This window comes from Arthrobacter gengyunqii (assembly GCF_023022985.1).
GTDB classification, from domain to species: domain Bacteria; phylum Actinomycetota; class Actinomycetes; order Actinomycetales; family Micrococcaceae; genus Arthrobacter_B; species Arthrobacter_B gengyunqii.
In genome coordinates, this window is sequence record NZ_CP095461.1 from 3513797 (window position 1) to 3533503 (window position 19707).

A 19707-nucleotide genomic window follows, 5' to 3' on the forward strand; every position below is an offset into this window, starting at 1 on the left:
CACGGGCTCAGATGGCCTTTCCGGGGTTGAGGATGCCCAGTGGATCCAGGGCGCGGCGGATGGAGTGCTGCACCCCCACCGACACGTCACCCAGTTCGGCGCCCACCCAGTCCCGCTTCAGCAATCCCACGCCGTGTTCGCCGGTCAGGGTACCGCCGAGCCGGTTGGCCAGGAAGAACATCTGCCCCAGGGCGTCCTTGGCCGGACCCTCCGTGACGGAATCCTCGGGATCCATCACGATCATGGGATGCAGGTTTCCGTCGGAGGCATGGGCGATGGTGAAAATCCGTACCCCGGTGGCAGCGGAAATCTCTTCGAGGCCCGTGACGGCTTCGGCCAGCCGGCCGCGCGGCACGCCGATGTCGCCGATGGAGACCCGTCCCATCTGTTCCAGCGAGGGAATCGCGTCCCGGCGGGCGCTCACCATCGCCGCTGCCTCGTCGTCGTCGGCCGCCTTCCCGCACGAGCCGGCATAGGGACGCACCGCTTCCAGCACCACGTCCTGCTCCAGGAAGGCACCGTAGCCGTCGGTCTGCACCAGCAGGAACGAGGCCCCGCGGGACCGGTAATCGGAACCGGTGGCAGCATCCACGGCTTCCAGGGTGGGCCCGTCCATGAGTTCCATCATGGACGGCTGGATCCGGGCGGCAACCACGGCGGAAGCTGCTCGGGCAGCGCTTTCGACGTCGGGGAAGAAGGCCGCCACGGTGGCGGTGGCCACCGGCAGAGGCCGCAGGCGCAGCGTGGCTTCAACAACGACGCCGAGAGTTCCTTCGGAGCCGATGATCAGCGCGTTCAGGTCATACCCGGTGACTCCCTTGATGGTTTCCCGGCCGGTGCGCAGTTCACGCCCGTCTGCCAGGATGACCCGCAGTGCCAGCACTGATTCGCGGGTGACACCGTACTTGGCGCAGCGCATGCCGCCGGCGTTGGTGGCAATGTTGCCGCCGATGGAGCAGATGGCGGTGCTCGCCGGATCGGGGGCATAGAACAGGCCGTATTCCGCGGCGGCAGCATTGATCTCGGCATTCAGGACTCCCGGCTGGACCACCGCGAGCTGCTCCAGCGGATCAAGACGCAGGATCTTATTCATGCGGGAGACGTCCAGCACCACTTCCCCCGAGCGGGCGGAGGACCCGCCGGCCAGCCCGGTGCCGGCTCCGCGGGGCACCACCGGTACGCGGTGGAGGGTGGCCAGGCGCAGGGTCTCGGCCACGTCCTCGGCGGACTCGGCAAACACCACGCCGTCCGGATGGGTTTGGGCCACAAAGCCGGAGCGGTCGGTGCTGGCCTGTTCACGGTGCCCCGGCTCGAGGGACGCGTTCGGGGCCAAACCCAGCAAGGTGGCGGTGGGTGCAGGGTCCGGCAGCCCTACAGTTGAATCGGAGTCTGAGAAGATGCTCATCTAGGGAACCATCCAGCCCAGGATAGAGGTTGACTGCAGCCAGATCAGCAGTGTCATCATCACCAGCAGGCCCAGGCTCCAACCGATGAGTTTTCGCAGCAGCGTGCTTTCGGCACCTTCCAGTCCCACAGCGGCTGAGGCGATGGCCAGGTTCTGCAGCGAGAGCATCTTGCCGAGCACTCCGGCGGACGAGTTGGACGCCGCCATCAGGGTGGCGGACAGGCCCGTCTCGTTGGCCGCTGCCACCTGCAACTGGCCGAACAGCGAGTTGGAGGAGGTGTCCGAGCCCGTCAGCGCCACCCCGATCCAGCCCAGCAGCGGCGACAGCAGGGCAAAGAATCCACCGGCGGAGGCAAGGGCCACGCCCAGTGTGGTGGTTTGCCCGGACAGGTTCATCACGAAGGACAGGGCCAGCACGGCGCAGACCGTCACAATGGTCCAGCGCAGCTGCTTCAGGGTTTCCCCGTACACCTGCACACCCTTCCGGGGCTGGATCCGGTAGAGCAGCATGGTCAGGATCCCGGAAAACAGCAGGAGCGTTCCGGTGGCCCGGATGTGGTCGAAGCGCAGCGTTTGGGCTGCCACTGCGTTGCCGTTGGAGTCCACCACGTCCAGTCCCGGCCAGTGGAAAGTGACGCTGCCGATGGACGTCAACCAGGTTTTGATGGCCGGTATCTGGGCGAGCGAGAAGACCACAATGATGATCAGGTACGGGGCTGTGGCCATCCACACGCTGCGGGCATCGGGACGGGCGGTGTTGCTCGTGGACCCTGGGCCGGCCGCGGCCACGGAGCCTGCCCCCGCGGAACCGGCCGCCGTTGCGCCTGCCGGCACGGCTGCCGAACGCCGTCCGCGGCCGGTCTTGACCGGCTCTGCCGGGCCGGATCCATCGAGAGTATCTGCAGCGCTGCCGGTGCCCGCGGCGTCAACCGTTTCCCGCGGAGCTGCGGCGTCCTGGTCTTCCTGCACCTGGCCGGACATGCCGATGATTTCCGCGGGCTGCCAAACGCGGAGCATCAGGAGAACCGCAATAACCGTGGCGACCGCCGCCACGACGTCGGTCAGTTCCACAACGAAGAAGTTCGAGGCGAGGAACTGGGCCAGTCCGAACACAAACCCGCTCACCAGGGCCACCGGCCAGGTTTGTTTCAAGCCGCGCTTGCCGTCCACCAGGAAGACCAGGATGAGCGGCACCACCAGGGCAATGAACGGGGTCTGCCGCCCGGTCATGGAGGACAACTCGTGCAGCGGAATTCCGGTCACCCCGTTCAGCGCAATGATTGGAGCGGCCATGGCTCCGAAGGCGACCGGAGCGGTGTTGGCCAGCAGGGCCACAATCGCCGACTTCAAGGGCTTCATGCCCGCCGCCATGAGCATGGCCGCCGCTATGGCCACCGGAGCACCAAAGCCGGCCAGGGACTCCAGCAGTGCGCCAAAGCAGAAGGCGATCAGGATGGACAGGATGCGCAGGTCATCCGAGATGGAGCGGATGGTCCTGCCGAGGACTTCGAACCACGGGGTGGCTACCGTGAGCTTATAGATCCACAGGGCGTTGATCAGGATCCAGAGAATGGGGAAGATCGCGTAGAACGCTCCCAGCCCGGTGGCAGCTGCCACCTGCCCGATCGGCATTTGCCACCCGATCACTGCCAGCAGGATGGACAGCACCAGCGAGATGAGTCCGGCCTGATAGGCCTTCATGCGGAAGACGCCCAGCAGGACAAACAGCAGCAGCAGCGGCAACGCCGCAAGCAGCGCGGAAAGGCCCAGGGAATCGGCGATGGGATCGAGCGGCTGTTGGAACGCGGCTAGCTGTGTTCTCACAAAAACTCCTTTGTCTTTGTTTCACATCCGTCCGCACTGTGTTGCCGAACCGGCCCCATCCGCGGTAACGATGGGTCGACCCTAGGCCCGCGACAGTTATCCGGTCAACGGTCTGCGGCCGGAAGCATGCGAACAACAGCGCCGCTACGCTCCTCGTTAAATGCTGCGGCCGCCGATGCTCCGGCGATACCGGAACAACGGCGGCCTCAGGCAGAAGGGAAGCACAGGAGGGTTCCCCGGCAGCTCGCTCGTGGTGCGGCTCAGTGGCTGGGAGCTGCTTCCTTGATGTCGTCCTCGTCAATGCCAAGCATTTCGAGCTTTCCACTCTTGCGGTCCGCAAGGTATGCCTTCATTTCCCGCTTGATCACCGGGAGCAGCAGATAGACACCCAGCAGGTTCACGAAGGCGCAGACAAACAGGGCCGCATCGGTGAAGCTGATGACCTGGCTGAAGGAGAGCACGCAGCCGGCCACGGTGAAGGTCAGGAAGATGACCTTGTACGTGATCTCGCGGCGCCGGCCGCGGCCGAAGAGGTATTCCCAGGACTTGAGTCCGTAGTAGGACCAGGTGATGAGGGTCGAGTAGGCAAAGAGCGCGACGGCGATGGACAGCACGATCGGGAACCACGGCAGGACGGTGGCAAAGGCATCGGAGGTGAGGATCACGCCGTCGGGCGCGTCTCCGCCTCCCTGTACCTGATCGATGCCTGCCTGCAGGCTGGGCGCACCGGCCATGATGATCGCCAGTGCCGTCATGGTGCAGATCAGCACCGTGTCCACCAGCGGCTCATACATGGCCACAAAGCCTTCACTGACGGGCCGGCGGGTCTTGACCGCGGAGTGGGCGATGGCGGCGGAACCCACACCGGCCTCATTCGAGAAGGAGGCACGCTGGAACCCGATGATCATGACGCCGATGATGCCGCCGGCGAAGCCCTCGGGACGGAAGGCTCCGTCAATGATGGCGCCGAAGGCGGCGGGCACGTTCTGGAAATTGACGATGATGACGGCCAGGCAGGCAACGATGTAGACAGCCGCCATGGCGGGTACCAGCTTGGAGGTGGTGGCGCCGATGGACTTGATGCCGCCCAGGATCACCACGGCCACCAGCACGGCCAGGACAACGCCGAACAGCAGCGCGGCTCCGGCGCTGCCCAGGATGCCGTCGTCGCCGCCGGTGACGTTCTGGATCTGGGCGAAGGTCTGGTTGGCCTGGAACATGTTGCCGCCGGCCACGCCGAAGAGCAGGATGGCGACCGCGAAAATTCCGGTCAGGATCTTCGCGGGCCACCGGCCGAAACGCTTGAACGCCACGGGCAGGTATTTGAAGGGCCCGCCGCTGATGGATCCGTCGTCATGGACTTCGCGGTACTTCACCCCGAGGGTGCATTCGGCAAACTTTGTGGCCATGCCCAAGAGGCCGGCCAGGATCATCCAGAAGGTTGCCCCCGGTCCGCCCAGGGCCATGGCGGCGCCGACACCGGCGATGTTGCCCAGTCCCACGGTGCCGGACAGGGCGGATGTCAGGGCTTGGAAGTGGGGTACCTCCCCGGGGTCGTCCTTCGAAGAGAACTTGCCGCGGATTACTTGGGCGGAAACTTTCAGGCCGCGGAACTGGATGAACCCGAAGTAAATGGTGAAGACAATGCCGGCAATGATCAGCCAGGCGACAACCACGGGAAAGCTGAGGTCGCCAATGGTGATGGGAACGAACACGATGGCGGAGAAGACTTCCGTGATCGGTTCGAAGAACGAGTTGATGGTGGCGTCAACCGAACCGAGCCATCCCACCTCTTCGGAAGCGGGTGCCGTCTGCACAGATCGGGGTGCGTTCATCGTTCGAACCTCGGTTTTCACTAAGCAAGCTGTCAAATGCGTGGACCCAGCTTGGCTTAAGACCGCGATGTTAGACAAATCACAAACCGATGTATAAGGTGACCCGCTGCTGCCTCAGCGGGCCGGCCGGGCACGGTTCAGCCCTCGCGGGCCTTCCGGGTCGCACCGGCATTGGCCTTCTGCAGCGCGTCCACCAGCTCCTCTTTTGTCATTCTTGACCGGCCGGAGATGTCGAGCTTGGCGGCCAGGTCATACAGGTGCTTCTTGGAGGCATTTGCGTCCACGCCGCCGGCGGTCTTCTTGGCGGAATTCCGCCCTTCCGCAGCCCTGGCGTCGGACGGGCCGTTCTTTTCCTTTTGCTCCCAGTGGTCCCCCACTTTTTCGTGGGTGTGCTTCAGGGCGGCATACGCAGTGCGGGCGGCCCGTTCGGCGTCGCCGTATTCCTCCATGGCCGAGTCATAGGTCTTCGCGAACGTGTCCTGCGCCTTGGAGTCCGATCGCTGCAGGGTTGAAGGCAGCTCATTCTTGACGGGTGATCCGTTTTTGGCTGTCTTGGGCATGGCGCGTCCTCTCCGACAGGAAAACCTCAGAAGGTCCTGAGGGTCAACACTCCACCACGTTCACGGCCAGTCCGCCAAGAGCGGTTTCCTTGTACTTGGAACTCATGTCGCGGCCCGTTTCCCGCATGGTGACGATGACTTCATCCAGCGAAACACGGTGGTCGCCGTCTCCCCAGAGCGCCATTTTGGCGGCATTCACGGCCTTGGCCGCACCGATGGCGTTGCGCTCGATGCAGGGCACCTGCACCAGTCCGCCAATGGGATCGCAGGTCAGGCCAAGGTTGTGTTCCATCGCAATCTCGGCGGCATTTTCCACCTGTTCCGGGGTGCCGCCCAGAATTTCGGCCAGCCCTGCGGCCGCCATGGAGGACGCCGAACCCACCTCGCCCTGGCAGCCCACCTCCGCACCCGAAATGGAGGCCTGCTCCTTGTACAGCACCCCCACGGCGCCGGCAGTGAGCAGGAAGCGCACCACGACGTCGTCCTTCTGTTCCTGTGTGGCGTTTTCCATCCCGGGACCGTAGTGGGTGGCGTAGAACATGACGGCGGGGATGATGCCGGCCGCGCCATTGGTGGGAGCGGTGACCACCCGGCCGCCGGACGCGTTTTCCTCGTTGACGGCCAGCGCCACGAGGTTCACCCACTCCTGCCAGAACTTGGGATCCCGGTTCGGATCCTCGGCGCGCAGCCGGGTGTGCCAGGCGGGAGCCCGACGGCGGACCTTCAGTCCGCCGGGCAGCAGGCCGGTGCGGGCGATGGCGGAGTTTTTGCACTCTTCCATCACGTCGCGGATGTGCAGCAGGCCGGAGCGGATCTCTTCCTCGGTCCGGGACGCTTTTTCGTTGGCGAGCATGACGTCGGAGATGCTCAGGCCGTTGTTCGTGCAGTGTTTCAGCAGGCCGACGGCGGTGCGGAAGGGGAACGGCAGCTGCGCCTTGGTGGACTCCAGCTCTTCACGCGCGGCGTCTTCTTCGCCCTCGCGCACAATGAAGCCGCCGCCCACGGAGAAGAACGTCGCCTCGTGCAGCACCGACCCGTCCGCAGCACTGGCGGCGAACTTGATGCCGTTGGTGTGGCGGGGCAGGACAGTGAGCGGATGCAGGACAATGTCCGCTTCACCGTATTCCAGCACGCAGGCGTCGGCCCCGGGGATCTGGGAGCACAGCTGCAGTTTCCGGGTCGCTTCGATGGCGGCGAGGCGTTCCTCAACCTCTTCGGGCAGGATCTTTTCCGGAGCGAAGCCTTCAAGTCCCAGCAGCACCGCGGTCATGGTGCCGTGGCCGCGGCCGGTCGCCGCGAGTGACCCGTACAGGTCAACGCGGAGACCGGCCACGGACCCCAGGATGCCGGCGTCGACCAGTTCCTCCGCAAACACGGCAGCGGCACGCATCGGGCCGACTGTGTGTGAGCTCGACGGGCCGATGCCCACGGAGAAAAGGTCAAAAACGCCAACAGCCATGTGGATTCCTTAGACGTGCGCAGGTGAGGAGGCCAGGTCGGCCACCTCGGTGTACAGCGGATGCGCTTCGGCCAGCGCGGTAACGCGTGCCTTCAGCTCCGAGAGGTCGTCCTCGGCACCGGCAATCAGTGCCAGCGCAATGATGTCCGCGACTTCACGGAACGCGTCTTCATCGAAGCCGCGCGTGGCCAGGGCCGGGGTGCCGATCCGCAGGCCGGAGGTCACCATCGGCGGCCGCGGGTCGAACGGAACGGCGTTGCGGTTCACGGTGATGTCGATCTGCGCCAGCCGGTCTTCGGCTTCCTGCCCGTTGAGCTCGGCATTGCGCAGGTCCACCAGCACCAGGTGCACGTCGGTGCCGCCGGAGATCACGGAGATGCCCTTGGCGGTGACGTCGTCGGCCAGCAGCCGCTCCGCGAGGAGGCGGGCACCGGCCAGGGTGCGCTCCTGGCGCTCCTTGAACTCAGGCGTGCCGGCGATCTTCAGCGCGGTGGCCTTCCCTGCGATCACGTGTTCCAGCGGGCCTCCCTGCTGCCCGGGGAACACTGCGGAGTTGATCTTCTTGGCAATGTCGGCGTCGTTGGAGAGGATGATGCCGCCGCGCGGACCGGCGAGGGTCTTGTGCGTGGTGGAGGTGACCACATGCGCGTGCGGAACCGGGCTGGGGTGCAGTCCGGCGGCCACCAGGCCGGCGAAGTGGGCCATGTCCACCATCAGATAGGCGCCCACCTCATCGGCGATGCGGCGGAATTCGGCGAAGTCCAGCTGGCGGGCGTACGCGGACCAGCCGGCCACGATCAGCTTGGGCTGGTGCTCGCGGGCCAGGCGCTCCACCTCGGCCATGTCCACCTGGTGGGTGTCTTCGGCAACGTTGTACGGCACCACGTTGTACAGCCGGCCGGAGAAGTTGATCTTCATGCCGTGCGTGAGGTGGCCGCCGTGTGCCAGGGACAGGCCCAGGATGGTGTCGCCCGGACGGATCAGGGCGTGCATCACCGAGGCGTTGGCCTGGGCGCCGGAGTGCGGCTGCACGTTGGCGAAGCCTGCGCCGAAGAGGTTCTTGGCGCGGTCGATGGCCAGCTGCTCAATGACGTCCACGTACTCGCAGCCGCCGTAGTAGCGGCGTCCCGGGTAGCCTTCGGCGTACTTGTTGGTCAGCACGGAGCCCTGGGCTTCCATGATGGCCACGGAGGTGTGGTTTTCCGAGGCGATCATTTCCAGGCCGGACTGCTGGCGGCGGCGCTCGTTGTCGATCTGCTCCGCCACCTCCGGATCAATCTGCGCGAGGTGGGAGTTCAGGTAATCGGTCACAGCTCGCCGCCGTTCTTTTCTGCGTACTCCTCGGCGCTGAGCAGTTCACCCTCGGACGTGGTGTTGACCGTGAAGAGCCAGCCTGCGCCGTACGGGTCCTCGTTCAGCAGGGCCGGGTTGTCGATGGCTTCCTGGTTGATCTCCATGATTTCGCCGGAAACCGGTGCGTACAGGTCTGACACGGACTTGGTGGACTCCACCTCGCCGCATGTCTCGCCGGCGGTGATGACGGCGCCAACCTCGGGCAGGTCAACGTAGACCACGTCGCCCAGCGCGTCGGCGGCGACGGCGGAAATGCCAACCTTCACGGGGCTGGAGCCGTCCACCCACTCGTGTTCGGCCGAGTAGCGGAGTCCTGCGTTCACTTTGCTCATGGGGTTGCCTTTCGGTGCATCTGAAGTCCTGCGGGTTAGTTCAAAGTCTAGGCCGCGCGAGATGGCAGTAAGTGCGCGTCTCAGGGCTGAGACGAGCACTTACTGCCATCTCGGCGGATCAGGAGGGGCGCTTGTAGAACGGCAGCCCGACGACGGTGAACGGTTCGGGCTTGCCGCGAAGATCCACCTGCACTTCGGTGCCGGGCTCCGCGAAGGCGGTATCCACATAGGCCAGGGCGATCGGGTAGCCGAGGGTGGGGCTGGGCGCACCGGAGGTGACATCACCGATCACGGCGCCGTCGGAGAGGACCGGGTAGTGCGAGCGGCCGGCGCGGCGGCCGGCACCTTTCAGCCCTACGAGGCGGCGGGCCGGAGCCTGCTGCTTTTTGGCTTCCAAGGCCGTGCGTCCCACAAAGTCCCCCTCCTTGGAGAGCGCGACGACGGGGCCCAGGCCTGCGGCGTAGGGATCCAGGTCCAGGGAGAGTTCATTGCCGTACAGCGGCATGCCCGCTTCCAGGCGCAGCGAGTCACGGCAGGCCAGGCCGGCGGGGATCAGGCCCCGGTCCGTTCCGGCGTCGAGCAGTGCAGCCCAGAGGATGGGGGCCGCGTCGTTGGGCACGTAGATCTCAAAGCCGTCCTCGCCCGTGTACCCGGTGCGGGCCACCAGCAGTTCCGCGCTCCAGGCACCCAGCGCCATCGGCACCTTGGCTGCGGCGTAGTACTTCATCCCCGTCACAGCGTCCCGGTGTTCGGCGGGAACCAGGGCCAGCAGGATGGCCTCGGCGTTCGGACCCTGCACGGCCACCAGGGACGTGTCGTCGGAGATGTTGTTGACGGTGACGTCAAAACCCTCGGCCCGCGCTGCCAGTTCGGCGGCGACCACCGGTGCGTTGCCGGCGTTGGGCACCACCAGGTAGGTCTCGTCGTCGAGCCGGTAGCTGATCAGGTCATCGATGATCCCGCCGTCGGCATTGGTGATCAGCGAGTACTTGGCCTTGCCCACCTTGACGGCGGACAGCTTGCCCACCAGCGCGTAATCCAGGAAGGCACCGGCGTCCGGGCCGGTGACCTTTATTTCGCCCATGTGGGAAAGATCGAACAGGCCCGCAGCTTTGCGGACGGCGTGGTGTTCGGCCAGCTCGGAGCTGTACTTCAGCGGCATCTGCCAGCCGCCAAAGTCGGTGAAGGAGGCGCCGAGGCGTTTGTGCTCTTCGTAGAGCGCGGTGTATTTCTCAGTCATTGTTCTTAGCCTTTGCGCTCTAGTTTTCGAAGTCTTCGATGGGCGGGCAGGAGCAGATGAGGTTCCGGTCCCCGGCTGCGCCGTCGATCCGTCCCACCGGCGGGAAGTACTTGTCCATCCGCTGGCTGCGCATCGGGAAGGCGGCCTGTTCCCGCGGGTAGGCGCGGTCCCAATCGTTGCCGGCCACCACGACGGCGGTGTGCGGCGCGTTGCGCAGCGGGCTGCCCTCGAGCGTGAAGTCGCCGGCGGCCACCTGGTCGATTTCGGCGCGGATGGCGATCATGGCGTCGATGAAGCGGTCAATTTCGCCCAGGTCCTCGGACTCGGTGGGCTCCACCATCAGGGTGCCGGCCACTGGGAAGGACAGCGTGGGGGCGTGGAAGCCGTAATCCACCAGGCGCTTCGCAACGTCTTCGGCGGTGACGCCGGTTTTCGCGGTCAGGTCCCTCAGGTCCAGGATGCACTCGTGCGCCACGAGTCCACCCTTGCCCGTGTAGAGCACCGGGAAGTAGTCGTTGAGCCGGGCCGCCACGTAGTTGGCGGCCAGCAGCGCGCTCTTGGTGGCTTCGGTCAGGCCTTCGCCGCCCATGAGGTTCACGTAGGCCCAGGAAATGGGCAGCACTCCGGCGGAGCCGAAGCGCGACGCGGACACGGGAATGTCCTCGCCGTCGGTCCAGGTGGCGGCGTCGCCGGGCAGGAACGGTGCCAGGTGGGACTTTACGGCCACCGGGCCGACGCCCGGACCGCCGCCGCCGTGCGGGATGCAGAAGGTCTTGTGCAGGTTCAGGTGCGAGACGTCGCCGCCGAATTCGCCGGGCTGGGCCAGCCCCACCAGGGCGTTAAGGTTGGCGCCGTCAATGTAGACCTGGCCGCCCGCTTCGTGCACCGCGTCGCAGACGTCGCGGACGTCGTCGTCGAACACACCGTGGGTGGAGGGGTAGGTGATCATGATGGCGGCGAGGTTTTCACGGTGCGCGTCGATCTTGGCGCGCAGGTCCGCGTGGTCAATGGCACCGTCGCCGGCGGTGGCCACCACCACCACCTTCATCCCGGCCAGGACGGCGGAGGCGGCATTGGTGCCGTGCGCGGACGCCGGGATGAGGCAGACGGTGCGCTGGTCATCGCCGCGGGAGTGGTGGTAGCCGCGGATGGCCAGCAGGCCGGCCAGTTCGCCCTGCGAGCCGGCGTTGGGCTGGATGGAGACCCGGTCGTAGCCGGTGATGACCGCGAGCTTCGCTTCGAGATCCGCGATCAGTTCGCGCCAGCCCTCGGTCTGGGAATCGGGGGCGAAGGGGTGGATGGAGGCGAACTCGGGCCAGGTCATGGCCTGCATTTCGGCCGTGGCGTTGAGCTTCATGGTGCAGGAGCCCAGCGGAATCATGGTCCGGTCCAGGGCCAGATCACGGTCCGAGAGGCGGCGCAGGTAGCGCAGCATCTGCGTTTCGGAGCGGTAGGAGGAGAACACCGGGTGGGTCATGAAGTCCGAGGTGCGCCGGATGGCCTCCGGCAGTTCGAAGCCTTCGGGCTGGCTGCCCGCTGCATCAACAGAGGCGCCAAAGGCGGCGGCGACGTCGGCGAGGACGGCCGGCGTCGTCGTCTCATCGCAGGAGATGCCCACGGTGTCCGCGTCGATGCTGCGCAGGTTGATGCCGCGGGCTTCGGCGGCGGCAACGATTTCGGCGGCGCGGCCCGGGACGCGGGCGGTGACGGTGTCGAAGAAGCTCTCGTGCATCAGTTCGATGCCGGCTTCCTGCAGGGCGGCGGCCAGGGTGCGGGCGGAGTCGTGCGCACGGCGGGCGATCCGCTTCAGGCCCTCGGGGCCGTGATAGACGGCGTACATGGACGCCACGATGGCCAGCAGCGCCTGGGCGGTGCAGATGTTGGAGGTGGCCTTCTCGCGGCGGATGTGCTGCTCGCGGGTCTGCAGCGCCAGCCGGTACGCCGGGGTTCCGGCGGAATCCTTGGAGACGCCCACCAGGCGGCCCGGCAGCGACCGTTCCAGGCCCTTGCGGACGGCCATGTACGCGGCGTGCGGGCCGCCGAAGAACAGCGGAACCCCGAAACGCTGCACAGAGCCAACGGCAATATCGGCACCCTGCTCGCCGGGAGGAGTGATCAGGGTCAGGGCCAGCAGGTCCGCGGCCACAGTGACGAGCGCGCCGCGTTCCTTGGCCCCGGCAATCAGGGCTGCAGCGTTGCGGACCACGCCGGAAACGCCCGGCTGCTGCAGAACCAGGCCGGTGATCTCGCCGTCGGGCAGTCCGTTGCCCAGATCCGCCACAATCACGTCGAAGCCCAATGCCTTGGCGCGGCCCTTCACCACGGCGATGGTCTGCGGCAGGATCTCCGAGTCCAGCACAATGGCGCCGTTCGCCTTGGACTTGTTGGAGCGGCGCATGAGCAGCACGGCTTCGGCCACTGCGGTGGCTTCATCCAGCAGCGAGGCGTTGGCGATGGGCAGGGCGGTGAGGTCCTGGACCATGGTCTGGAAGTTCAGGAGAGCTTCGAGCCGACCCTGGGAGATCTCGGGCTGGTAAGGGGTGTACGCCGTGTACCAGGCGGGGTCCTCCACGACGTTGCGGAGGATCACCGGCGGGGTGTGCGTGCCGTAGTAGCCCTGGCCGATCATCTGCACGGCCGTCTTGTTCTTTCCGGCGATGGCACGCAGCTGCGCCAGAGTCTCCTCTTCCGAGCGGGCGGGATTCAGCACCAAGGGGCTTCCCTGCCGAATGGCTGCGGGAACAGCCATGTCCGCCAGTGCATCCAGGGAGTCATATCCCACGGCCCGGAGCATGGCTTCGGCTGAGCCGGCGCGCGCACCAATGTGGCGGTCAACAAAACCCTCGGCGACGGGTGCGGCTTCGGCGGACCCAAGGGAGTTCGCGGCGGACGTGGCGGGGGTTTCAGCAGTGGACAGATCAGCAGTCATTCAGGGCTCCTGGAAGGCAGACGGGGTACGCCAACTAACGTTGGGTCCTCCCCGCTCTGTATTGGACCTGAGAGATTCCGCGGGGGTGGCCCCGCTTGCACCGTCGGTGAGTTCCGCACGCAATGGGCGGAAGCTGCTTTCCAGAGTTGCCTCGCTGTGGCGGTACAGGGGCCTGAGAGATTCCCGGGGAGGGTTTGCTCCTACGGCGCCCGCCGGTGCTGGCCCACGAAAAGGAGGCTGCAAAAAGCGGGACTCTCCCGCCACGGCTGATAAAGGCATATTCACTTGTGTATATCCACCTGTGACCCTACCCTCCCGCCGGTACCTCATCAAGACTGTGACGCCTGCCGCATCCTGTTTGACGCAGGTGTGCGGCGTCACGCCGTCTTTTTGCCCGCCGGCGGGCGCCAAATTGACATGGTGCGGGAGCGACTTCCACACTGGAATGTCGGCGGTGGCGCCAACGTCTTTCTTACGGCCCGGGTACGAGCCTTCCGTGCGCGTGGCGGCGTCACGCGCGCCGGCGGGTGCCTAAATAAGAAAGATCCCCATGTCTGACCGCCTGACCCGCCCCACCCCCGCGGAGACTTCTCCCGGGGTAACACGTTCCGCCGAGCCGGAACTCTCCCGCTCCCTCTCCAGCCGCCACATCCAGCTTCTGGCCATCGGCGGTGCCATCGGAACCGGCCTGTTCATGGGCTCCGGCAAAACCATTTCGGTGGCCGGACCGTCGGTGATTTTTGTCTACATGGTCATCGGTTTCATGCTGTTCTTCGTCATGCGGGCCATGGGCGAACTGCTGCTGTCCAACCTCCGGTACAAGTCCTTCACCGACTTCTCCGCTGACCTCCTGGGCCCCTGGGCCGGGTTCTTCACCGGTTGGACCTACTGGTTCTGCTGGGTGGTTACCGGGATTGCCGACGTGGTGGCCATTTCGCACTACGTCACCTTCTGGTGGGCGGACGCGCCGCTGTGGATTCCGGCCCTGGCCTGCATCCTCGTACTGCTGGCGCTGAACCTGCCCACGGTGAAGGCCTTCGGTGAGACCGAGTTCTGGTTTGCCCTGATCAAGATCCTGGCGATCGTCACCCTCATTGTGGTGGGCCTGGTGATGATCTTCACCCGCTTCAGCTCCGGCGACGGCAACGTGGCCGGTTTCAACAACCTCTGGGAGCACGGCGGGCTGTTCCCCACCGGCCCGATGGGCTTTGTGGCCGGGTTCCAGATTGCCGTGTTCGCGTTTGTGGGCATTGAACTGGTGGGCACGGCCGCAGCCGAAACCAAGGATCCGGAAAAGAACCTTCCCCGCGCCATCAATTCCATCCCGCTGCGCATCATGCTCTTCTACGTGGGCGCCCTGGTCGTCCTGATTTCAGTGGTTCCCTGGGACGAGTTCAGTGCGGACGAAAGCCCGTTCGTGGGCATGTTTGCCCTGGCCGGGCTCGGAGCCGCGGCCGCCGTGGTGAATTTTGTGGTCCTGACCTCCGCCGCCAGCTCGGCAAACTCCGGGATATATTCCACGTCGCGCATGGTTTTTGGCCTGGCGCACGACGGCGACGCCCCCAAGGCGTTCGGCCGCCTGTCACGGCGCAAGGTGCCCCAGAACGCACTGTTCTTCTCCTGCACCTTCCTGCTGGCCGGCGTCGTTCTCTTGTACGCCGGCGAATCGGTCAGCGCAGCTTTCACCCTGGTCACCACCATCTCCGCGCTGTGCTTCATGTTTGTCTGGACGATCATCCTGCTCAGCTATTTGGTGTTCCGCAAACGCCGGCCGCAGCTGCACAACGCCTCGACCTTTAAGCTGCCCGGCGGCGTGGTGATGGTCTACGTGGTGCTGGCGTTCTTCGCCTTCATCCTCTGGGCGCTGACCACCCAAGCCGATACCCTGCATGCCCTGCTGGTCACGCCCATCTGGTTTGCCTTGCTCGGCGTTGTCTATGCGTTCCTGCGCCGGACTCCGCTGCACCAGGCCCGGGTGGCGGAGTACAAGGCCATGGCCGCTGCCGAGCGGGCCGCACTGACGACGCACCCGGAAGCGGCCAAGTAACCGGAACCGAAGTCCTTATCCCCCGCTTAAAGCAGCAACGCCGCTGCGCAGTGATGCGCAGCGGCGTTACTAATGACAGGTCTTACCCCGAACTATGCCTGCGGGTAAGGAACGTACTGCCCCTGCCCGGCGCCGGCGTCGAAGCGAGCTCCCTCGGGGTTGCTGGGCATCAGGGCGAACACCAGGAACGCAATCGAGCCCACAAACGGGATCAGGCCAAGCAGAAGGAACCAGGCGCTGAAACCGCCGTCGTGCAGGCGGCGGACCAGCAGCGCCAGCCCCGGCACCAGGATTGCCAGCCCATACAACGACAGCAGGGCATACGGAAGAATGAACGAGTTGCCGGTCAGCTCATTGGTCCAGGGGTCGATGCTGTTGACCAAGGCGGTGAACGCCCAGAACGACAGGAGACCCGTGATGACTCCGTTAAAAAGCATCACCCACCAGTATTCACTGCGGCTCGCACGCCCGGAAAAGGTGGCGTACTTCTTAAAGAACCGCTGAAGAGCCTGACCGAAGCTTGCACCGGGGAGCGGCTGGGCCAAGCCCCCGGAGCTAGCGGGATCCTGGTAGGCGTGCTGCGGATACTGGGCATACTGATTAGACATTGGTCCCCCCATGGGTCGAGTAAAAAACACAAGCCTACTTCCTGATCCGCCGCCGTCCCGACCAAGCTGCGTCGGCGGGTTGCCGAGCAGGAGTTCTCAGGCCTCAACCTGCTGCTGGTCCTCTATCCGCGCGCTCCAAAACCGTGACGCCAGCAGCCCGAGGCCGGCCAGCAGCAGGACACCTCCCGAACACCAAAGGGCCGGGCCAACGCCCCAGGCCGTGGCGAGGTAACCGCCCAGCGGTGCTCCGAGAACGATCATCCCCCGGTTTATTGAACGGAGGGTTGCGCTCATCCGACCCAGCAACCGGTCCGGCGTGACGGCCTGGCGGTACCCCATTTCCAGCGGGCCCTCGATGCCCATTCCCAGCCCGAGCACCAGCTGTCCCGAACACACCAGTGCCATGGCTCCGGCCGCTGACGGCCAGGCACCGAGGCCGTCCAGTCCTTGGTGGTCCGGGGCGCCCATCGCTGCGAGCGCCAGCAGAGCCACAGCAAACGGCTGGAGCAGGCGGGCACCCGTCACTGCACGGCCGGTGCCCCACCGGTCCCCCAGGCGGGCGGACAGCATGGTGCCGAGCACAGCTCCTACACCGGCACAGGCCAGCACCACGCCAAGTCCCGCCGGACCGGCATGCAGGTTGTGCAGCACCAGGGCCGGCAGAACTGCTCCGAGAGCGGAGAATCCCACGAACCAGAGGTGGGTGCTCCAGGCCAACGGCGCCAGCTGCGGATGCCCATAGACCCAGCGCAGGCCTTCTCCGATCTTTTCGCGGAGCTTCAACTCCGGGTTCGGACCGGCAGCTCCCGGGGTTTCAGCGGACTGTCCGGGAAAGCGCCCCAGGGTCAGGAGCACTGCCGCTGAGAGGAGGTAGGAAGCAGCATCCAGAAGGAGTGCGAAAGGTGCCGAGATGAGCGCCACCAGGCCTCCCGCCACGGCTCCGCCTGCTGTCTGCGCCACCGTGTCGCTTTGCTGGAGCCGGGCATTCGCCCGAACGAGCAGAGGTCTGGGTACCAGCTGCGGGAGGTAGCTTTGGTAGGCTGCGTCACCGGTGAGTGCCAGGGCGCCGAACGCGAACAGCAAAACCGCCAAAACCGGCAGGGAAAGCGGTCCCAGGATAGCCGCCGAGCAGATCACAGCGAGGATCAGGGCTCGGCCCAGGTCCGCACCAACCATCACTGCCCGGCGCGGGAACCGGTCGATCCACACTCCGGCAAGCAGCCCGAACACCAAATACGGTGCCCAACGTGCCGCGTTGGCGATGCCCTGGTCCAGGGGCGTTCCCTGCATCGTGACGAGGATGAGGACGGAGAGCGCCACCGTGGTGACGTAGGTGCCAAAATCGGACACGGTGGATGCCAGCCAGAACCGGATAAAGGCCGGCCGGCGACGGAGCCTGTCTGCAGCGGAAGCCGATTCCGCGGCGTCGATCCCCATGGCCCCCTGCACCGTGGGGCTATCCACGGGTGAAGGCAAGGTATCGCCGAGCGGATTCCTGCACAATGCTGTCTGCGCCGTGTGGAATGATCCGGTCCCACCAGCCTCCGTACAACCGGTCATAGCGCAGCGGCTCCAGCCGGGCGGCGGCACGCTCCACCACCTCGGGCCGTTCGGGAATCTGGTTGGGATAGCTGTAGAGAAAGGACACGTGCGTCCGGTCCGGGATGACATTGATGATGTCCGAGCTGAACAATGCTCCGCCGCCGGCCGGATCGCCGGCCCAGTGCAGGACCGTGCCGCCGGGAAAGTGGATCCCTGCGCGGTGAAGGGTCACGTCCTCGGCCAGCTCAAAGCTGTCCCCGCTCCAAAACTCCAGCGCCGGATCGGGCCGTCCCACCCACTGCCGGTCCGCGTCGTGCAGGTACACCGGTGCATTGAATTCGTGCGCCCACTCCACCATGGTGGTGTAGAAGTGCGGGTGGCTGACGGCAATGGCGGATATTCCGCCCTCGGCACGGATCAAGGCGGCAAGCTCGTCGTCCAGATAGGCCTGGCAGTCCCAGAGCACGTTACCGGTGGAGGCCTTGATCAGCAGTGCGCGTTGTCCAATCCCGAAGGACGGTTCACAGCCGATCCCCAGGACACCCGGACCCTGCGCATGGATTGTTCCGCGGTGGGAGGGTCCGCGCAACCGGTCGAGCGTGGTCCAGGCCTGCCCCGTCAGCGGCACGTACTGGCGTTCGTCGTCGCAAATGGGGCAGTCCCGGCGCGCCACACCGTACTGGGTGCCGCAGGTGACGCAGAGGGGAAGGTCTGTTGCGGATGCAGACGCGGAGGGCATGGTGCTAATAAACCACGGTTCCGCTGGAACTGACAGGGCCGCCGGAGAGGGCTTGTTTGTTGCTGGCCTCGAGCTGGACTCCCAGGCTGTGCAGCGGATTCTCCAGGGCCATGGCCAGGTGAGGAACAACGGCACCCTCAATCTGGTCCATGACCTCCCGGATGTCAGCCCAGGAGTTGACCGTGACCTTCAGGGTCAGGTCCGGTTCCTCTGCTGTTCCGCGCAGCAGCGCCGTTGAGCCGACCACACCGGGAATCCGGTCCGTGTCATCCTCGACGGCCGCAGCAAGCACCGAAGGGTTGCAGACGGTAATGCCGCGGGCCGGATTCTCCTGCAGCCTGAAGGTGTCCGCTTCGGCGCGCCGGGGAATCTGGACCAGCATCCACCACAGTCCCAGGACGCCGAGCACCAGGCCGGCGATGAGGACGGCGGCGGGCGCGATGTCGGCTCCGGTGACGTCCTCCGGCGGGCCGGACAGGACGGGACCTTCTGGCGTCCCCACCACCCCGGAAGCCAGCAGCAGGACATAGACGCCTGCCGCCAGGCACAACAGCCCCAGGATGGTCAGCCAAACACGGTTGGCGGTGCCGGCGTGCTGCCGCATGATGTTCCCCTTCTGTCGATGGCCCTGCCACTGTCCCGCCGCTGCCTTAGGCGGCGGGAGTCAGCGGCCGGACCGGATCGAAACGGTAATGTTTGGCACCGGTTCCAGGCCTGTTGCCTGCAGCCGGGAACGTACGCCGTCGGTGACCCAATGCTGCAGGTCGGCGGTGTCGTGCAGCGGCGTGTACACGGACACGTGCACCTCCTTGTCCGAGGCCGTTGCGGAGGCCGAGGCCACGCCGTCCATGTGTTCACAGGTGGCCGCGGCCAAGCGGGCAACAGCGCGCCGGGACATCACCGCGCGGCTGTCTCCGCTGACTTCCCGGACCTGATTCAGACGCAGCGGCAGGGCGTGGAACTTTCCCGGGATCAGGACGGTGAGCAGCAGAACCAGCCCGATCACGGCAAGAACGACGCCGGCAGTCCAGCTGCCGGGGCTGTTCCAGTTCAGCGTGGCAAGCCAGTCGGAGACTGCTGTGAAGAAGGGCGGCCACTGCCCCAGCGTCAGCCGGGAGATGGCGGCCCAGACGAGCACCACTCCGGCGGCCAGCAGCACCAACCCGCAGATGATGGCCGGTACGGCCCGGCTGGGCCGGGGCCGCAGGGACACCGGCAGGCCCCCGTTCACTGCAGCCTCCGGCGACCGTCAAAGGTCTCCTTCGGCCGCAGCCACGAGACGGTGACATCCACCTGGCGCACTTCCACCCCGGTCATTTCGCTTACCCGGCTGGAAATCCTGTCCCGCAGTTGATCCGCGGCCTGACGCAGAGGCACCGGGTACGGCAGACCGACTTCCACCCTGAGCGAGGCTACGTTGCCGGCCAGTTCCACTCTGGCCTGGGGACGGGCAGAGAGATCCGCCCGTGCGCCGATGCCCAGGAAACCGCCTGAGCTGCCGCCGGCAAGCGTTTCGTCCACCACTACCTGGGCGGCAACCTTCTCGAGGACCTTCCGGGCGAGCACGGTGGTGCCGCGGTCTCCAACGTCCAGCCGCGGCTTTCGGGCGGCCGGGGACCGGGCGTCCTGGATTCCAGGTGCGCTCATCTGCTCGACGCTCTGCCGAACATGGCCTGGAGGTCAAGCTTGCCGTCGGCGGCCATGCCCACCAACAGCCCCACCAGGCCGAACAGCACAGCCAGCAGGAAGGCGTACCAACCCCCGAAAGCCAGCACAACTCCGAGGACGAGGCCTACTGCCAAGCACCATTTCGTAGCGGACATGTTGTCCTCCT

17 protein-coding genes and 1 riboswitch are annotated in these 19707 nt (G+C 65.9%); of the genes, 1 reads left to right on the top strand and 16 read right to left on the bottom strand.

The window, feature by feature from the left end; all coding sequences use genetic code 11:
• Positions 1 to 7: 7 nt before the first annotated feature.
• The 9 genes from MUG94_RS16335 to gcvP all read right to left on the bottom strand — a co-directional run bounded on the left by MUG94_RS16335 (position 8) and on the right by gcvP (position 12937).
• The gene (locus MUG94_RS16335) at positions 8 to 1405 is read right to left on the bottom strand and encodes an FAD-binding oxidoreductase (protein ID WP_227907172.1); all 1398 of its coding nucleotides are present in this window, start codon (positions 1403 to 1405) and stop codon (positions 8 to 10) included.
• Positions 1406 to 3229, bottom strand: a complete 1824-nt coding sequence (locus tag MUG94_RS16340; protein WP_227907173.1) for an L-lactate permease — start codon at positions 3227 to 3229, stop codon at positions 1406 to 1408.
• A 260-nt stretch (positions 3230 to 3489) separates the two neighbouring features.
• Positions 3490 to 5064: an alanine/glycine:cation symporter family protein gene (locus MUG94_RS16345; protein ID WP_227890785.1), complete on the bottom strand. Its 1575-nt coding sequence runs from the start codon at positions 5062 to 5064 to the stop codon at positions 3490 to 3492.
• Positions 5065 to 5201: 137 nt separating this feature from the next.
• Complete coding sequence (locus tag MUG94_RS16350) at positions 5202 to 5624, bottom strand: ChaB family protein (protein ID WP_227907174.1); 423 nt, start codon at positions 5622 to 5624, stop codon at positions 5202 to 5204.
• A gap of 43 nt (positions 5625 to 5667) precedes the next feature.
• Positions 5668 to 7083 carry an L-serine ammonia-lyase gene (locus MUG94_RS16355; protein WP_227907175.1) on the bottom strand — a complete coding sequence of 472 codons (1416 nt, stop codon included), beginning with the start codon at positions 7081 to 7083 and terminating at the stop codon, positions 5668 to 5670.
• Between the two features lie 9 nt (positions 7084 to 7092).
• The gene (gene glyA, locus MUG94_RS16360; RefSeq protein WP_279324696.1) at positions 7093 to 8394 is read right to left on the bottom strand and encodes a serine hydroxymethyltransferase; all 1302 of its coding nucleotides are present in this window, start codon (positions 8392 to 8394) and stop codon (positions 7093 to 7095) included.
• Positions 8391 to 8768 carry a glycine cleavage system protein GcvH gene (gene gcvH, locus MUG94_RS16365; RefSeq protein ID WP_227907176.1) on the bottom strand — a complete coding sequence of 126 codons (378 nt, stop codon included), beginning with the start codon at positions 8766 to 8768 and terminating at the stop codon, positions 8391 to 8393. The genes glyA and gcvH overlap by 4 nt, the downstream gene beginning before the upstream one ends.
• A gap of 118 nt (positions 8769 to 8886) precedes the next feature.
• Complete coding sequence (gene gcvT / locus MUG94_RS16370) at positions 8887 to 10008, bottom strand: glycine cleavage system aminomethyltransferase GcvT (protein ID WP_227907177.1); 1122 nt, start codon at positions 10006 to 10008, stop codon at positions 8887 to 8889.
• Positions 10009 to 10027: 19 nt separating this feature from the next.
• Positions 10028 to 12937: an aminomethyl-transferring glycine dehydrogenase gene (gene gcvP, locus MUG94_RS16375; protein ID WP_227907178.1), complete on the bottom strand. Its 2910-nt coding sequence runs from the start codon at positions 12935 to 12937 to the stop codon at positions 10028 to 10030.
• A 150-nt stretch (positions 12938 to 13087) separates the two neighbouring features.
• Positions 13088 to 13207, bottom strand: a riboswitch (glycine riboswitch).
• A gap of 280 nt (positions 13208 to 13487) precedes the next feature.
• Here gcvP and cycA point away from each other — a divergent pair.
• Positions 13488 to 14984 carry a D-serine/D-alanine/glycine transporter gene (gene cycA / locus MUG94_RS16380; RefSeq protein ID WP_227907179.1) on the top strand — a complete coding sequence of 499 codons (1497 nt, stop codon included), beginning with the start codon at positions 13488 to 13490 and terminating at the stop codon, positions 14982 to 14984.
• 92 nt (positions 14985 to 15076) lie between these two features.
• Here cycA and MUG94_RS16385 read toward each other — a convergent pair whose 3' ends face one another.
• From MUG94_RS16385 to MUG94_RS16415, 7 genes are all read right to left on the bottom strand, one after another.
• Positions 15077 to 15592, bottom strand: coding sequence for a DUF805 domain-containing protein (locus tag MUG94_RS16385; RefSeq protein WP_227890792.1), 516 nt, complete (start codon positions 15590 to 15592; stop codon positions 15077 to 15079).
• Positions 15593 to 15688: 96 nt separating this feature from the next.
• Positions 15689 to 17056: an MFS transporter gene (locus tag MUG94_RS16390; protein ID WP_227907180.1), complete on the bottom strand. Its 1368-nt coding sequence runs from the start codon at positions 17054 to 17056 to the stop codon at positions 15689 to 15691.
• The gene (locus tag MUG94_RS16395; protein ID WP_227907181.1) at positions 17049 to 17873 is read right to left on the bottom strand and encodes an MBL fold metallo-hydrolase; all 825 of its coding nucleotides are present in this window, start codon (positions 17871 to 17873) and stop codon (positions 17049 to 17051) included. The genes MUG94_RS16390 and MUG94_RS16395 overlap by 8 nt, the downstream gene beginning before the upstream one ends.
• Before the next feature lie 4 nt (positions 17874 to 17877).
• Complete coding sequence (locus MUG94_RS16400) at positions 17878 to 18477, bottom strand: alkaline shock response membrane anchor protein AmaP (protein WP_227890795.1); 600 nt, start codon at positions 18475 to 18477, stop codon at positions 17878 to 17880.
• Between the two features lie 60 nt (positions 18478 to 18537).
• Positions 18538 to 19104 carry a DUF6286 domain-containing protein gene (locus MUG94_RS16405; RefSeq protein WP_227907182.1) on the bottom strand — a complete coding sequence of 189 codons (567 nt, stop codon included), beginning with the start codon at positions 19102 to 19104 and terminating at the stop codon, positions 18538 to 18540.
• The gene (locus MUG94_RS16410) at positions 19101 to 19520 is read right to left on the bottom strand and encodes an Asp23/Gls24 family envelope stress response protein (RefSeq protein ID WP_227890797.1); all 420 of its coding nucleotides are present in this window, start codon (positions 19518 to 19520) and stop codon (positions 19101 to 19103) included. The genes MUG94_RS16405 and MUG94_RS16410 overlap by 4 nt, the downstream gene beginning before the upstream one ends.
• Positions 19517 to 19696 carry a hypothetical protein gene (locus MUG94_RS16415; RefSeq protein WP_227890798.1) on the bottom strand — a complete coding sequence of 60 codons (180 nt, stop codon included), beginning with the start codon at positions 19694 to 19696 and terminating at the stop codon, positions 19517 to 19519. Before MUG94_RS16415 ends, MUG94_RS16410 begins: the two co-directional genes overlap by 4 nt.
• Positions 19697 to 19707 lie beyond the last annotated feature (11 nt).

What these genes read in the sequence shown, in the direction of transcription:
- cycA (WP_227907179.1), top strand. Translation starts at nt 13,488, where the DNA reads ATGTCTGACCGCCTGACCCGCCCCACCCCCGCGGAGACTTCTCCCGGG.
- MUG94_RS16410 (WP_227890797.1), bottom strand. Translation starts at nt 19,520, where the DNA reads ATGAGCGCACCTGGAATCCAGGACGCCCGGTCCCCGGCCGCCCGAAAG.
- MUG94_RS16385 (WP_227890792.1), bottom strand. Translation starts at nt 15,592, where the DNA reads ATGTCTAATCAGTATGCCCAGTATCCGCAGCACGCCTACCAGGATCCC.
- MUG94_RS16395 (WP_227907181.1), bottom strand. Translation starts at nt 17,873, where the DNA reads ATGCCCTCCGCGTCTGCATCCGCAACAGACCTTCCCCTCTGCGTCACC.
- MUG94_RS16350 (WP_227907174.1), bottom strand. Translation starts at nt 5,624, where the DNA reads ATGCCCAAGACAGCCAAAAACGGATCACCCGTCAAGAATGAGCTGCCT.
- MUG94_RS16415 (WP_227890798.1), bottom strand. Translation starts at nt 19,696, where the DNA reads ATGTCCGCTACGAAATGGTGCTTGGCAGTAGGCCTCGTCCTCGGAGTT.
- MUG94_RS16335 (WP_227907172.1), bottom strand. Translation starts at nt 1,405, where the DNA reads ATGAGCATCTTCTCAGACTCCGATTCAACTGTAGGGCTGCCGGACCCT.
- MUG94_RS16345 (WP_227890785.1), bottom strand. Translation starts at nt 5,064, where the DNA reads ATGAACGCACCCCGATCTGTGCAGACGGCACCCGCTTCCGAAGAGGTG.
- gcvH (WP_227907176.1), bottom strand. Translation starts at nt 8,768, where the DNA reads ATGAGCAAAGTGAACGCAGGACTCCGCTACTCGGCCGAACACGAGTGG.
- gcvT (WP_227907177.1), bottom strand. Translation starts at nt 10,008, where the DNA reads ATGACTGAGAAATACACCGCGCTCTACGAAGAGCACAAACGCCTCGGC.
- MUG94_RS16400 (WP_227890795.1), bottom strand. Translation starts at nt 18,477, where the DNA reads ATGCGGCAGCACGCCGGCACCGCCAACCGTGTTTGGCTGACCATCCTG.
- gcvP (WP_227907178.1), bottom strand. Translation starts at nt 12,937, where the DNA reads ATGACTGCTGATCTGTCCACTGCTGAAACCCCCGCCACGTCCGCCGCG.
- MUG94_RS16355 (WP_227907175.1), bottom strand. Translation starts at nt 7,083, where the DNA reads ATGGCTGTTGGCGTTTTTGACCTTTTCTCCGTGGGCATCGGCCCGTCG.